This window comes from Pseudomonas sp. (assembly GCF_049590575.1).
Taxonomy (GTDB): Bacteria; Pseudomonadota; Gammaproteobacteria; order Pseudomonadales; family Pseudomonadaceae; genus Aquipseudomonas.
On record NZ_JBAWDE010000372.1, the window covers coordinates 64816 to 79413 of the forward strand.

The 14598-nt window shown below is 58.3% G+C and carries 10 protein-coding genes; 8 read left to right on the forward strand and 2 right to left on the reverse strand.

The genetic code is table 11. From position 1 onward, the window contains the following. Nucleotides 1–43: 43 nt before the first annotated feature. The 6 genes from mobH (at nt 44) to WBR57_RS25830 (ending at nt 8832) form a co-directional block, all read left to right on the forward strand. The gene (gene mobH / locus WBR57_RS25805) at nt 44–1765 is read left to right on the forward strand and encodes a MobH family relaxase (RefSeq protein WP_122539919.1); all 1722 of its coding nucleotides are present in this window, start codon (nt 44–46) and stop codon (nt 1763–1765) included. Nucleotides 1766–2297: 532 nt separating this feature from the next. Beyond that, nucleotides 2298–4478: a TonB-dependent siderophore receptor gene (locus WBR57_RS25810; protein ID WP_122539920.1), complete on the forward strand. Its 2181-nt coding sequence runs from the start codon at nt 2298–2300 to the stop codon at nt 4476–4478. A 5-nt stretch (nt 4479–4483) separates the two neighbouring features. Then, nucleotides 4484–5641, forward strand: coding sequence for an ABC transporter substrate-binding protein (locus WBR57_RS25815; protein ID WP_122539922.1), 1158 nt, complete (start codon nt 4484–4486; stop codon nt 5639–5641). After that, complete coding sequence (locus WBR57_RS25820; RefSeq protein WP_424087793.1) at nt 5638–6708, forward strand: FecCD family ABC transporter permease; 1071 nt, start codon at nt 5638–5640, stop codon at nt 6706–6708. The genes WBR57_RS25815 and WBR57_RS25820 overlap by 4 nt, the downstream gene beginning before the upstream one ends. After that, nucleotides 6705–7511, forward strand: coding sequence for an ABC transporter ATP-binding protein (locus WBR57_RS25825; protein WP_122540322.1), 807 nt, complete (start codon nt 6705–6707; stop codon nt 7509–7511). The genes WBR57_RS25820 and WBR57_RS25825 overlap by 4 nt, the downstream gene beginning before the upstream one ends. Further along, a complete protein-coding gene (locus WBR57_RS25830; RefSeq protein WP_122540323.1) occupies nt 7504–8832 on the forward strand; it encodes an LLM class flavin-dependent oxidoreductase in 1329 nt (442 codons plus the stop codon). The genes WBR57_RS25825 and WBR57_RS25830 overlap by 8 nt, the downstream gene beginning before the upstream one ends. Nucleotides 8833–8834: 2 nt before the next feature. Here WBR57_RS25830 and WBR57_RS25835 read toward each other — a convergent pair whose 3' ends face one another. Next, on the reverse strand, nt 8835–9473 hold the full coding sequence (locus WBR57_RS25835; protein WP_122540328.1) for a TetR/AcrR family transcriptional regulator: 639 nt from the start codon (nt 9471–9473) through the stop codon (nt 8835–8837). A gap of 115 nt (nt 9474–9588) precedes the next feature. Here WBR57_RS25835 and WBR57_RS25840 point away from each other — a divergent pair, with 115 nt between their 5' ends. Next, a complete protein-coding gene (locus WBR57_RS25840) occupies nt 9589–11109 on the forward strand; it encodes an MFS transporter (protein ID WP_122540324.1) in 1521 nt (506 codons plus the stop codon). 1112 nt (nt 11110–12221) lie between these two features. Here WBR57_RS25840 and WBR57_RS25845 read toward each other — a convergent pair. After that, entirely contained in the window at nt 12222–14141 is a 1920-nt protein-coding gene (locus WBR57_RS25845) for an ATP-binding protein (protein WP_154950139.1), read from the reverse strand. A 261-nt stretch (nt 14142–14402) separates the two neighbouring features. Between WBR57_RS25845 and WBR57_RS25850 the strand changes: the two genes are divergently transcribed. Next, nucleotides 14403–14598, forward strand: a 196-nt coding sequence (locus tag WBR57_RS25850) for a hypothetical protein (protein ID WP_424087797.1), incomplete at its 3' end; no start/stop codon positions are given.

Sequence of the window (14598 nt, forward strand, 5' to 3'; positions counted from 1 at the left end):
AAGGCTAAAAGGCCACTGACCCAACCATTTCCCGGAGGTCCTGATGCTCAGTCTGTTTCGCCGCAAAAGGCAGAAGCCTTCTCCGCCACCGACCGTCAACGTCGCCGCAGGTTACCTGTCCGTCGAGTCAGCCCATACCCTCTTAGCAGTGGAGCACCGCCGTCAGTTGCTCGATCGCATCTGGCAATACACCGCCCTCTCCCACGTCCAATTCACCCAGCTCTACTTAAATCCGATCCATCGCTACGCCGAACAGGTCCAGCAACTCCCGGCCAGCGAGACGCACCACCATGCGTATCTCGGTGGCATGCTCGACCATGGCCTGGAGCTGGTCGCTTGCAGTTTGAAACTGCGTCAGTCGTATCTACTGCCCACCGGCGCCGCGCCCGAAGAGCAAGCCGCACAGACCGATGCCTGGTCGGCTGGCATCGCCTATGGCGCCCTGCTGCATGACATCGGCAAGATCGCCGTGGACCTGCAGGTCGAACGTCAGGATGGCCGTCTTTGGCATCCTTGGCAGGGGCCACTGGATCAGCCCTACCGTTTTCGCTACCTCAAAGGCCGCGACTATCACCTGCACGGCGCCGCCGCTGGCTTGCTCTACACCCAAATTCTCGACCGTCCTATCTTGGATTGGCTCAGTGGATTTCCGTCACTGTGGGCAAGCCTGCTGTATGTGCTGGCGGGTCAGTACGAACGTGCCGGCGTGCTCGGTGAGTTGGTGATGCAGGCCGACCGTGTTTCCACCGCACAGAACATCGGTGGTAACCCGAGCAAGGCGCTGCAAGCGCCGATTCATTCGCTGCAACATCACTTGATCACAGGGCTACGTCACCTGGTTCAACACGAGCTGAAACTCAACCAGCCGGGTGCCGCGGGATGGCTGACCCAGGACGCACTCTGGCTGGTCAGCAAGACGGTCACGGACAAGCTGCGAGCCTATCTAATGTCGCAAGCGATTGAGGGCATTCCCTCCTCCAACATCGCGGTGTTCGACGAGCTGCAATCGCATGGGCTAGTCGAGTCGACCCCGGAAGGCAAAGCCATCTGGAACGCGCTCGTTGCGCAGGGTAACTGGCAGCAGAGCTTCACCTTTCTGCGCCTTCAACCGGCGTTAATCTGGGGGAACGAAGACCGGCCTGAGGCGTTCAGCGGAACGGTCAGCGTGGCTGCCGGTGACCACCCGACTGACGCTTCGGTATCACCACCGCCGAAGGCAGTCAGTACAAGATCAACTCAAAGCCCATTGCAGCCAGATCCCATAGCTATGGAAGATGCCGACTATCTCGGAACGTTACTGGATATGTTCGACTCGGCAGAACCTGAGGTTCGTGAAGAACTGTCAGAAAGCATTCTCGAAATCCCAACCCCCTTTTCGAGTAACCCTGGTCAGGTTTTTGTGAATTGGGTCAAGGAAGGCATCCAGAGCCACAAGTTGATCATCAACGACAGCAAGGCCAAGGTACACACGGTGCGCGGTTCGGTGTTTCTGGTAACACCTGGTCTCTTCCAACGCTACGTTCAGGAGTTTCCTGGTATCTCACAGGGTGCCAATCAAGAAACTGAAGAGTGGCGCTGGGTGCAGAAGCAGTTCGAGAAACTGAAGATCCACAGGAAACGGGACGATGGCTTGAACATCTGGATTTGTCAGGTCGAAGGTCCTCGGAAGAAAGCGAAAATCAAAGGTTATTTGCTAGAAAAGCCGGAACTGCTGTTCGAAATGATGCCTGCCGACAACCCTTTTCTTAAAATCGTCAATGCTTAAATTTCCATAGCAGCTATTGGATCCCTACGACGGTCTGTATCGCGAGTACTTGCCAACCTTGGATAGTTTGAAAACGATGCCTCCAGCCTAAGACTCAACAATCTCCTTCTCGAAAAATCACCTGCGGCGGTTCGCTGCCGCCTTTGAACGCTACCAGATCACCTCGGTTCAAAGATGCAGAGCGCTCATTGCCGTTGGAGCAGTCTGCGCACTTGTTGGATTGATGTCGCAGCGGCTGGCTACAGGCATCGCTTGCAGGACAACCGTCGGCCCATGATCACGCCGGTTTTCAAAAGCCCGTAAGGGCCCTTCTACCTCACAGATTGAAAATCCAAACGACCAACACCTGATAACTGAATAGCAATCATTCATATTGACCGACGGTCAGTCGATAACTATAGTTGCGCCCTCATTTCCTCCCGACCCGAAGGCTGCAATGAACTGCTCCGTCCATCTGGCTTCAAACTCATCCGCATCACAGTGCAAGCTACGCACTACTGTTCAGCGTTACACCCTCATCGCGACGACTGCTATGGCGATCAGCACGAGCGGTGCCCATGCGGAGCAAGCGCAGCCGGGTGCACAGCAAGGAGATGCGGCGGTCTCGAGCGAATTCGAGGGTGTCTACACCCTACCGGCACTCAACGTCATAGGGGATAGCCTGGTAACGGAGCACAATGGAGCGGTTCTCGGTTATGTCGCCGAGGTGTCGCGTGTCGGCACAAAAACCGACACGTCTATCCTGGAGACGCCGCAATCAATCTCGGTGGTGACCCGCCAGCAGATGGACCTGCAACGGCCGACCAGCACCAGTGCGGCATTGCGTTACACCGCAGGCGCTACGAGTGAGAAATTTGGCGGTTTTGGGGACTACATAGATCTGACGCGAATTCGCGGGGTCGATGCGGACTATTACCTGGATGGGCTGAGAATCATCAGCAATGCTGGCAGCTGGTTGCCGCAAATCGATCCCTACACCCTGGAGCGTGTCGAAGTGCTACGCGGCCCCTCCGCGTCGGTCTATGGCCAAGGCACAGGCGGTGGGATCGTCAACCAGGTCAGCCGAAAACCTCAAGCCGAGGTGTCCCATGAACTGAACATTCAATACGGCAGCTTCGAGCGCAAACATATTGGCTTCGACACCACAGGGCCGATGAACGAAGACCAGACCCTGCTATACCGTTTTACCGCAAGCGGGCTGGACAGCAACGGCCAAGTTGAAGACGTGCAACACGAGCGCCTGTACCTGGCGCCCTCGTTGACCTGGTTGCCAGACGAGCACACGTCATGGACCTTGATGGCGACCCATTCTCGCGAGCCGGACCTGCCCAACTACAACAGCCTTCCGGCAGCGGTACTGGGGTTGAACAACAGCCCTTATCCGCAAATCAAGCGGCACAGAAACTTCACCGACATGAATTTCGAAGGGTCTTCACGCCGGCAGAATTCGCTGAGCTCGCTGTTTGAACATGAGCTTGCCAATGGCTGGACCTTCACCAGCAATGCCCGCTACATGTACATCGACTCGGACCTGCAGCGAGGCATTGTCTACGGGTATCAGGCAGTTGATGGCAGGCCGCAGCTTAAGGGCACCTACGAGCAGACATCAGCAAAAGTGAACACCTTGTCCCTGGACAACAACCTGCGCGGCGACATTGAACTTGGCCCCACGACGCATACCGTCCTGGCCGGGATCGACTATTCGAAAGGGACTGTAAAGAATGACCTGTACAGCGTTGGTCCTGTCCTGTTCGACCCTTATGGTTCCAACTATCGCCCCACTATCACCCCCGACTTCACAGCAAGCCGGGCAGCGCCATGGCGCGTCAAGCAAGCCCTCACCCGAGAAGGCGTCTACCTTCAGGATCAGATTGCCTACGACCACTGGCGCCTGACGCTCAGCGCGCGACATGACTGGTCGAAAACCGATGACCAGACCAACAGCTATTCGGCGACATCGCGTACCACACGCCAGTACGACAAGAAGTGGAGCGGCCGCGCAGGGCTGAGTTATCAGTTCGATGCGGGAATCGCGCCCTATGTCAGCTACTCCACCTCTTTCGACCCACTGCTGGGTACCGACTACAAGGGTGATACGTTCATTCCCGTGGAGTCCAAACAGTCCGAAGTGGGCATCAAGTACCACCCGCAAAACTCGAAGACGTTGATGAGTGCCGCGGTCTTCCAGCTCAACCAGACCAACGTCAAGACTAGCGATGCCGACCACCTTGGCTTCAGCAACCAGGCTGGAGAGGTTCGTATTCGTGGCCTGGACCTTCAGGCCACAAGCGAAATTGCTGAAAACACCAACCTGATCGCCAGCTACACCTACCTCGACAATGCGCTAATCAAGGACAGCCGCTACCAGGGCAAGCAGCTGGTGCAGACACCTGAGCATAGCGCCGCGGTGTGGCTGGACTACCTGATTGGCAGTGGCCCCCTCGCTGGTCTTCAACTGGGCAGCGGGGTTCGCTACTTGGGTGAAACGTATGGCGACCCCTCCAACACGTTCAAGGTGCCTGACGCCACGCTGGTGGACGTGGCACTGAACTACGACCTGGGGCATCTGATCTCCGAATGGAAAGGCTCGGCGGTCGCGCTCAATGTGAGCAACCTTGCCAACAAGCAGTACGTTGCCAGTTGCAGCTCGCAGATGTACTGCTTCATCGGGCAGGATCGTACGGTCACTGCAACCCTGAACTACCGGTGGTGAGCGCCATGAACAACAGTCTCAGCTCACGGCGCAATGTGCTGCGTGGCCTCCTGAGCGCCGGCGTTGTATTTGCCACCTGCGGTCCGGCGGCGGCCAGTCGATCCTCGCTCGTCATCGAGGACATCGCCGGGCGTGGCGTGCGCGTCGACACTCCGGTTCGACGTATCTTGCTGGGTGATGGGCCCCTGGCCTACGTGGTGGCATTGCTGCGCCCGAACGATCCTTTCAGCAATGTCGTGGGCTGGGGGGACAACTTTCGCGCAGCCGACCTGGATGGCTATCAGGCGTACCTGCGCAGGTTTCCAGAAATTTCCCGTATCCCGTCCTTTCCCAGTACCACGCTGGATTCGATCGGCAGCGAGCTGGCAATCTCGCTGGAGCCTGACGTGGTCGTGATGAACCTGAGCTCCAAGCCCGCAGCCGAGTCCTCTGGCCTGATGGCGCGACTGGCGCAAGTGGGGATTCCCGTTGTGTTTGTCGACTTCCGAACCCGGATGTTCGGCAACACCACTCGCAGTATCGAAATACTCGGGGTACTGCTGGGGCGGCCTGACCGCGCAGCGGCGTTCCTAGCCTTCCGACAGCAGCAGATCGAACGGGTAACGCAGCCATTGGAGTCGGTGCGTTCCAGGCCAAGCGTGATGATCGAACGCGCGGCAGGCCTGTACGAAGATTGTTGCCTCACCTACGGAGACGGCAACTTTGGAGAACTGGTGGCAGCCGCTGGTGGCGACAACCTGGGCAGCTCTTTTCTTCATGGCACGTTTGGCACCTTGCACCCCGAACAAGTGATTGCGTCGGACCCCGACGTGGTGATTGTCACGGGTGCCAACTGGTCCCTTTACTCGCCCGCCGGCGACTGGGTCAACCTGGGGCCCGGTGCAGACCCTGCCGAGGGGCAGGCCCGCCTGGGCCGCCTGATGCGTCGGCCCGCCTATCGAACACTGCGAGCGATCAAGGCCCGGCAGGTCCATGCAATCTGGCACCCGTTCTACGACAACCCCTATTACTTCATCGCATTGCAGCAGGTCGCCAAGTGGCTGCACCCCGAGCTGTTCGCCTCACTCGACCCGGATGCAACCTTTCGCGAGTTGCATGCGCGCTTCCTTCCCGTTCCCTATCAGCCTGGCTATTGGCTCAGCCTGGATGGAGCCTGTGCATGACTGAACCGATGACCCGCTCACCGACCGCGTCACTCGCAGAGGGCCGCCTTATCTATCACCGCCTGGCCAGGCGGCGCCTGACCCTGCTGTACGGTATCGCTGCACTGACGGTGATGTGTTTCCTGCTCGATCTTTCGATAGGCCAGGCACGCTACAGTGCGCTGCAGATACTGCACGCGTTGTGGGACAACGATGCGGCCTTGTCGATTCGCGTGATTGTGTGGGAAATCCGGCTACCGGTAGCACTGACAGACCTTGTAGTCGGCGCCAGCCTATCGCTGGCAGGCGTGCAGATGCAGACCGTGCTCGGCAACCCCCTGGCGAGCCCCTTTACCCTGGGCCTGTCGGCGGCAGCCAGTTTCGGCGCGGCGCTTGGGTTGATCCTAGGCGTCAGCGTGCTTCCGGCATCGGCAGTTGCCTTCGCGATCCCGGTCAATGCGTTTCTGGTCTCGATGGCCACCGCGCTGTTCATCCACCATTTGAGTCGCAAGCGCGGTATCACCACCGAGATGATTGTGCTGCTGGGTACGACCCTGGTCTTCACATTCACCGCGCTGCTGGAAGCCCTGCAGTACGTGGCACCCGATCAGGCGCTGTCGGCCGTGGTGTTCTGGACCATGGGCAGCCTTTCGCGAAGCAATTGGCTCAAGCTGGGCATCATGAGTGTCGTTCTAGTGGCCGTGTCTGTGGCGTTCGCTCGTCAGGCCTGGGCATTGACCGCCCTGCGCCTGGGTGAAGCCCGCGCCACCAGCCTGGGTGTTCCCGTAGCCCGCCTGCGGCTGCGCGGCATCCTGCTCGCCAGCCTGCTGGCCTCGGTCTGTGTTTCGTTCGTCGGCACCATCGGCTTCGTTGGCCTGGTGGCCCCTCATATCGCGCGCATGCTGGTCGGCGAAGACCAACGCTTCCTGCTGCCGGCCAGCGCACTGTGCGGTGCATTGATGCTGTCTGCTGCCTCTGTCCTGAGCAAGTCTCTGGTGGCGGGACAAACCCTTCCCATTGGTATCGTCACCTCATTGGTCGGCGTACCGCTGTTTTTCACGCTGATTCTACGGACCCGACAACGGTGACTGATTTACTCAATGTTCGCGATGTATCGGCCGCGTTCGGTGCGCGCAAGGTGCTGCGGGGTGTCAACTTCGGCCCGTTGCGTACGGGCAGCGTCACGGCGTTGCTGGGGTCCAACGCCGCAGGCAAGTCTACGTTGCTGCGCCGAATTGCCGGCGAACTGCAGGGTGGAGGGACAGTGAAAATAGCCGAAAAAGCCGTCGAATCCTGGCCTGTGCATCACAGCAACCGGCCTGCCCACGTGCCACAGGACATTTCAGCAGGCTCCTCGCTGAGGGTGTTCGAAGCGGTACTGCTGGCCAGCAAGCAAGGCAGTGGCTGGTCGGTCGAGAGCCAGGAGATGGACGCTGTCACCCGCATGCTGCAAACCCTGGAGATCAATGCGCTGGCAGACAGAGAACTAGCGGCGCTCAGTGGAGGGCAACGCCAGCTGGTATCCATTGCCCAGGCACTGATACGCCAGCCTCGCGTGCTGTTGCTGGATGAGCCCACAAGCGCCCTGGACCTGCAGAACCAGTTCGAGGTGCTTGACCTGCTGCGCCGGCTGGCACTGGAGCGATCTATGTGTGTGGTGATGGCCATCCATGACATCAACGATGCGCTGCGCTTTACCGACCATGTGGTGGTGATCCACGAAGCAAAGGTGTATGCGAGCGGCCCACCGCTCGAGATATTGACCCCCGCCCTGCTCAAGACGGTGTATGGCGTGCAGGCGCGACTGGAGCGCTGCTCGCAGGGGCAACCCTTTCTAGTGGTGGACCGCTCGACACGACAATCGCTGAACAGAGGGCTACCTGATGACTGAGTCGCAACGCCAACTCATCCTGCTTGCGATGCCAAGCGTGCATGCCGGCGCCTGGCGCTACCCCGGTGCACAACCAGGCTTCCAGTCGAGCTTTGAGCACATGAAAGGGTTCGCGCAAACCCTGGAGCAAGGTTGCTTCGACGGCCTGTTCCTGCCCGACTCGCTGGCCCTGCGGGACGCACCTGTCAAATCACTGATGCGCAGCCACAGCGTTACCACGCTCGACCCCCTGACCCTGCTTCCCGCGCTGGCGGCGGTAACCCGGCATATCGGCTTGATAGCAACGGCCAGCACCACCTACAACGAGCCGTACATGCTGGCGCGCCGGCTGGCTTCGCTTGACCTGATCAGCGCGGGGCGATGCGGCTGGAACCTGGTGACTTCCAGCAACCCGAACGAGGCCGCCAATTTCGGCAAGGACCTACACATGGCTCATGCCGACCGGTACCTGCGGGCACGGGAATTCTGCGACGTGATGGATGGGCTATGGGAAAGCTGGGATGAAGATGCCTTTTGCCAGGATGCACAAAGCGGTCTCTACTTCGACCCGCAGAAGTTGCACGTACTCGACCATCAAGGCGCCAGCTTCTCCGTCCGTGGCCCACTCAACGTTGCCCGGCCCATCCAGGCTCGCCCAGTCATCGTGCAGGCCGGGGCATCCGAGGCAGGGCGAGCGATCGCCGCTCAAACGGCAGAAGTGGTCTTCACCTACCAGACCGACCTGCCTTCGGCGCAAAGCTTCTACGCAGACATGCAATCCAGGGCCGCTGCAGCCAAGCGTACGGCGGACTTGAAGATCATCCCTGCGGTTTTTGTGGTGCTCGGGGACAGCCTCGCGCAGGCGCAGGAGAAAAGACAGCTGCTGGACGACCTGGTCGACGACCAAAGCAGCCTAGCGACGCTGTCGATTGCCTTGGGGCACAACATCGCCGACTACGACAGGAACGGCCCGCTACCGCAAATGCCTGCGAGCAACGCCAGCAAGAGTGGCCGGGACAGGCTGGTCGAACTGGCACGGCAAGAGCAGTTGAGCATCCTTGCCCTGGCTCGGCGAGTGTGCGGCTACCAAGGCCTGGAGATGGTCGGCACCGCAGCGATGGTCGCGGACCAGATGCAGCTGTGGCTGGACAATGGCGCAGCGGATGGCTTTAACGTCATGTTCTCCCACCTGCCAGGGGGTGCTACCGCGTTCGTTGAGCAGGTGGTTCCCGAGTTGCAACGGCGCAAGCTGCTCAGGCAACACTACAGCGGCACCACGCTCCGGGAGCACCTGGGGCTGAAAACGCCCCAGCCGGGCTACTCACGCCACCGGGCGCGGTGAAATCAATGGGTGGTGACGGCGGGCGACAACATGCGCAGGCAAGCCTCCGCTACCGATTGTGCAAAGGGGGCGCAATCCTTCGCCCGGGTGGCGATGATATCATCGGTCGCGCCATGCACACCTGAGTAGATCAGCAATGCCACGACCCTGGGTTGTTCAGGCGCCCATACACCGGCCGCCTTGCCTCCGTCGATGATCTCCAGCAGTTGATCGAGGATGGCGTTTTTCGCCTGGTTGGCTCGATCGTGATGGTGGTGATTGGTGTAGACGATATCGTGCGTGCGAAAAGTTGCCACGTAGGTTTCGACATTGGCGTGAATCCACACGCGAAGCCGTTCAGCCCAGTCATCCGGCGCGCAATGCGCCATGGCCTTCTCCAGGCTAAGCATGAAGTGTTCTGTGTAGCGCCTGCCAAGCGCATCGAGCATTTCGTTCTTGGATGCGAAGTAGTGGTAGAACGTGCCCTTGGCAACCTGTGCGGCCTCGACGATTTCGTTGATCGTGGTGGCCTCGACCCCTTGTGCAAGGAACAGCGTCTCGGCCGCGGCCATCAACTCGTCAAGACGTACCTCGGCTGGCTTGGTCCTGGGGCGGCCAGCCATCTTGGCCGGCAACGCTTTGGCGGGGGCTTTAACTTTCATCGGCTCGTTCGCAAATTTCGGCAAATAGAATCAGTTTAAAGGACAGATCCTCCAGAGGCACCCAAAATACCGGCCAATCCATTGACCGACGGTCAGTCAATTAATATCATGAGGCATGAGCATTGAGCGCTGTACCTCACCCCACCAAGCCTCCAGCCGCAGCTTCCCCCGCCTCGCGGCCCTGGGCGCAGCCTACCTGGGCACATTCCTCGCCACGCTCGACATCAGCATCGTGAATGTCGCGCTGCCGACCCTGCAACAGGCGCTGCAGACCGATATTGCGGGCCTGCAATGGGTCATCAATGCCTATACCATCTGCTTGTCGGCTTTCATGCTGTCATCTGGCCCGATCGCGGATCGCTACGGGCACAAGCGGGCCTGGCTGACGGGTGTGGTGCTGTTTACCGTCGGCTCTGCGCTCTGTGCCGTGGCTGCATCACTGGATCTGCTGCTCATGGGTCGAGCGGTGCAAGGGATTGCTGGCGCGCTATTGATCCCGGGCGCGATGCCAATCCTGAGCCATGCGTTTCCCGACCCCAAGGAGCGCGCCCACGTGATCGGTGGCTGGTCGGCATTCAGCGCATTGGCGCTTATCCTGGGGCCGTTGCTGGGCGGCCTGATGCTCCACAGCCTGGGATGGCAGAGTATTTTCCTGATCAACCTGCCACTCGGAATGGTGGCCATCGGGTTAGGCGTCTGGGGCATCAGGGAGCGCAAGTATCCCGATCACACGGCCCTGGACCTGGCCGGCCAGGTACTCAGCGTTTTTTGCCTTGCCACGTTGACCTACGGGCTGATAGCGGTTGGCGAGCAGGGATTGAACGGGATCGCAGCACTGATTGCGCTACCGCTTTCGCTGCTGGGGTTTGTTCTGTTCCTAGTGGTGGAAATGCGCGCAAAACGACCGTTGCTGCCACTGGCACTGTTTCGCCACCGCTCATTCGCCATCGTGAACTACGCGTCTTTTGCGCTTGGCTTCTCGTATTACAGCAGCCTGTTCTTTTTCTCGATCTATCTACAGACGATTCAAGGCTGGTCTGCGGTTGAAACCGGTTGGCGCATGATGCCGCAGTTCGTGATCACCGGCTGCGTATCCATCCTGTATGGACGCCTGAGTGCGATGATCCCCGTGCGCTGGCTTCTGGTGGCAGGCTATGGCCTCACCGCACTGGCGATGTCCGCAATGGTTGTATTCACCGCACATACCCCCTATTGGATCGTTGGCACACTCTTCGGTGTGCTGGGCCTGGGCGCAGGGCTTGCCGTCCCGTCTACGAGCATGGCCGTCATGGCTGGCGCGCCGATTGACCACGCCGGTGCGGCTTCGGCCACAATGAACGCATTGCGCCAGATGGGCATGACGATTGGTGTGGCTTTTCTTGGCGCACTCTTGAGCAGAGAGGCTGCTTGCAGGCTCGCGAGCATGGCGCATGACCAAGGGACAAATATCACATCAGACATCGCACGCCATGTGATTTCTCACGGCGTTGAATCGAGCAGCTCACCTGCAATCTCGGCGCTTTACGTGCCGGCGATGGAGCATGGGTTCCATGTCGCGATGCTCGCCTGCGGGCTTGCCAGTGCAACTGCAATGCTTCTTCTTTTGCGGTACGGGCCGACGAAAAGTGCGATCTAGGGTGGTATTAGATACTTAACGCCCAAGGACCGAACCTGTTAGTCAAAAGCCCGGCGCAAGTCTGAGTGCCGATGGCATCCGTCTGGGTGGCGGTCGCCCGCATTGCAGGCAGTCAGTGCGGTCCTGCTCTTATTGAGGTCGCTCTTCGAAGGCTCGCTCCCAGAACCAGTGCCCCGCCGCACTAATGAGCCCGGCAGTAAACCTATGGAACCCCCTTCACTCTCGAATAAGTATTCCCGCTGATTATTCTTTAGATTTGGTCGACTCTCGCCCCTGTTCTCTTAGCAATCTCTTGTGGGCAATGGCTGGTGGCTAAGTCACGAATGGCCGTGATTTGGAGTATTGAAAGGCGATCTGAACGGCTGCATATCTGGGCGGCGGCCCAAGTCTAGTCCTGCCACCTGTCGGCGATAGTTATGGGAGGAAGGCTTTTCCCTTGATGGCCAGTTAGCCACGTATCCACGACACCGTCTCGCTCATCCGGTGTAGCAATTACTCCGTCATTGAGTATTGAATGTTCCCTAAGGTATCGGAGACCAGCCTTGCCACCTGGGATCATGTTGAGCCTTCGCTCATCATCCCAGTGTCCCTCGATCAAAAATTTCTCAGTGTTGTAGAGTTTAGTTACGGGGATGTACGATCCTGGACGGATGGAGCAGGTCTTTACTAACCTCATTGGCAATGCGCTTAGACATGGGGATTCGGAGCGCCCAATCCATGTGATATTGGTGAAGGATAACGAACGCTCGGTTTTTTAGCGTGCAGAATTTCGGCGAACTCATTCCCACCAGTGTGGCCAAAGGCGGACGCTTTCCGAACTGAAGCTCAAACTCTGCAAGCAAGAAGCCCATCCTTCGCTTACAGGGCTACCTGAAACACATCACCCCATCGCTTTCTGGCGCCAACAGGATGCATCTGCACGGTTGTCGTAATCCTACGTCGATGCGGCTGTGTGCTATTCGATCAAGGAGTAGCGCTCGGCAGAACGCAATGTGAGCAACGTGATTGGCTAGCGGTAGTTCGCCAACTTTGAAAGATGCAGTCATTGGCTTCGCGGGGCAAGGCACGAAGGTTGCGAATTGCTCGGCGTATGCCTGAGGTGTCGAGCCTGCTCATCGTTGAGAGATTAAACGCTGCACAATTGCTTTAAGCTCTTTTAGGGCAAAGGGCTTTAGCAGGAGTTCGGTCTGGCCGCTTTTAAGTGCGATCGCCGGGACAGCATTTTCCAAGAAGCCGGAAATGAAGAGAACTTTGAGCGTAGGGCATTTTTTGAGCGCGATCACCGCCAATTCATCGCCACTCATACTGCCGGGCAGGCCGATGTCAGTGATCAGTAACGCTGCCTCTGCTTTTGCTTCCAGCTCCCGCAGTGCTTGTGCAGCGGTTCCAGCCTTGGTGACTTGATAGCCGACTTCTTCCAGCGTCTCGCCAATAAGGTCACGAATAGCATCTTCGTCGTCGACCACGATTACCCTTGCGTTATGTGCCTGGAAATCGTGTTCCATACTGATGGGTACGCTGACATCAACAGTTGTGGCTTGACTGTGGTGCAATGGCAGGAAAAGGCTCACCGTAGTGCCTTTCCCCATAACTGATTCGATCCGGGCTTCGCCCGATGATTGCTGGGCAAAGCCATAGACCATCGAGAGGCCCAGGCCGGTTCCAGAGCCCAAGGGTTTGGTGGTGAAGAATGGGTCGAAAGCGCGCTCAAGCACGCTTTGTGGCATCCCCGTCCCGGTGTCAGATATCCGGAAAAGTGCGTATTGCCCAGCGTTCAGCGCTGTAGCGCCATCCGTGGTATCAACGCGGGCCTTGCTGATTTGGATCTGGAGCCGACCTCCATGAGGCATAGCGTCGCGCGCATTGATGCACAGGTTCAATATCGCGTTTTCCAATTGGTGGGCGTCACATAAGCACAGCAAAGTTTCTTCTGGTGCCAATAGCTCCAGTTCGATCCGCGGCGTGAGGCTCCTGCTGATGAGCTCCCTCATTTCTTGAGCTAGCAACGCCAGGTTGACTACTGAGCTCGCCAGAGGCTGATGTCGGGCGTAGGCCAGCAGCCGATGTGTCAGAGAGGCTGCTCGGGCAGAAGCATTTCGTGCGAGCCCTACATATAGTGGTAAGTCCTCTTGCTTGCCCTGGGCGATACGTCGGTCGAGCATGTCCAAGCTGCCCGTGATCACGGTCAGCAGGTTATTGAAGTCATGGGCTAATCCACCTGTTAGCTGGCCAACTGCTTCCATTTTCTGGCTCTGCTGCAACTGCGAGCTCACTTGCTCCAGCGCTTCTTGACGTTCCTTGTATTGAGTAACGTCCCGCGCGACCGCGAAGTACAGCCCCTCTCGACGTGCTATTCGCCAGTTCAGGTGCAGCGGTTTGCCATTGGCGCGAGAGCCTTGGGTATCGAGCTCTGCGATATCCCCTCTGCCCAGGGTGAGTAGGGCATCCGACAGTTGGGAGGGGGAGATGAAGCAGAAAAATGCACCGTCCTTGAGTTCTAGATCTGAAAGTCCGGTTTCGGTTTGCCAGGCCGGATTCATCGCCACGACGTCACCGTTCTCGGACAGCGTGCAGATTAGGTCAGGGGATACATTCCAGATACCATCTCGCTCCAGTGTACGACGCTCGACCTCATACTCCAGTCGATCGTTGACATCGGAGAGGGCGCTCAAGGTTCTTCGGAATAAGGCGCAAACAACCGCCATGCCGAAGGTCACGAATGCGAAACTTGCGCTACTAACCCAGGCGGTCAAGCCATCATTAAAGCCAATCTCGCCAATGAAGAAATAGTGTGCGGTGAGCACTGCTAGCACGCAGCCTATGACCGATGGGCCAACGCCGAAACAGAAACCGATGAACATAAGCCCCGGTATGAAAAACAGGTACGGTAGTGCTGTGAAGGGAAGCTGCACGCGCACGGCGGCACAAAGCGCAATCACCACGACGGTGCCGGCGTAGCTAACCGGAGGGCTTGGCTGATTACGTGCAAATCGGCGCACCAACTCAAGACTACGAGACAGAATACTGATCAAATGTTGCTCCGTCGGGGCCAGGTCGGAGAGCTGAGGTGCGAATTGTCGGCAGTCGATACGGCGATGGTTCGCCACCTCAGATAATTATCGGCAACCGCTCCTTCAGCTTTAAGCGGTTCACAACCAGGGCCTATAGTTTCTGATTATCAGCGCAATGGCTAACCATAATTGTGGGAATTTGGCGCCGTGATAAGCTCAAGGCATAGAATCAACACCTAATCTTGGCATTTCCAGCCGACTTATCACTCAATAGTAGCCGAAATGACCACGTGTAACTCATCGCCCGAAGAAGAACGCGCTCGGCTGGTCGACGTAGACCGTTTGACCTCGGACTTGGAAAGCGGCTCGGACCCTGTGCTAAACAGCATTGTGGCGATGGTCTCCAGCTATTTTAAGGTGCCTACTTCGCTGGTCAGCATCATCGAGCGCGACTATCAAGTTTTCAAAGCCCGTGTGG

Coding starts and splice junctions, on each gene's coding strand:
- mobH (WP_122539919.1), top strand. CDS start 44: ATGCTCAGTCTGTTTCGCCGCAAAAGGCAGAAGCCTTCTCCGCCACCG.
- WBR57_RS25810 (WP_122539920.1), top strand. CDS start 2,298: ATGGCGATCAGCACGAGCGGTGCCCATGCGGAGCAAGCGCAGCCGGGT.
- WBR57_RS25815 (WP_122539922.1), top strand. CDS start 4,484: ATGAACAACAGTCTCAGCTCACGGCGCAATGTGCTGCGTGGCCTCCTG.
- WBR57_RS25820 (WP_424087793.1), top strand. CDS start 5,638: ATGACTGAACCGATGACCCGCTCACCGACCGCGTCACTCGCAGAGGGC.
- WBR57_RS25830 (WP_122540323.1), top strand. CDS start 7,504: ATGACTGAGTCGCAACGCCAACTCATCCTGCTTGCGATGCCAAGCGTG.
- WBR57_RS25835 (WP_122540328.1), bottom strand. CDS start 9,473: ATGAAAGTTAAAGCCCCCGCCAAAGCGTTGCCGGCCAAGATGGCTGGC.
- WBR57_RS25840 (WP_122540324.1), top strand. CDS start 9,589: ATGAGCATTGAGCGCTGTACCTCACCCCACCAAGCCTCCAGCCGCAGC.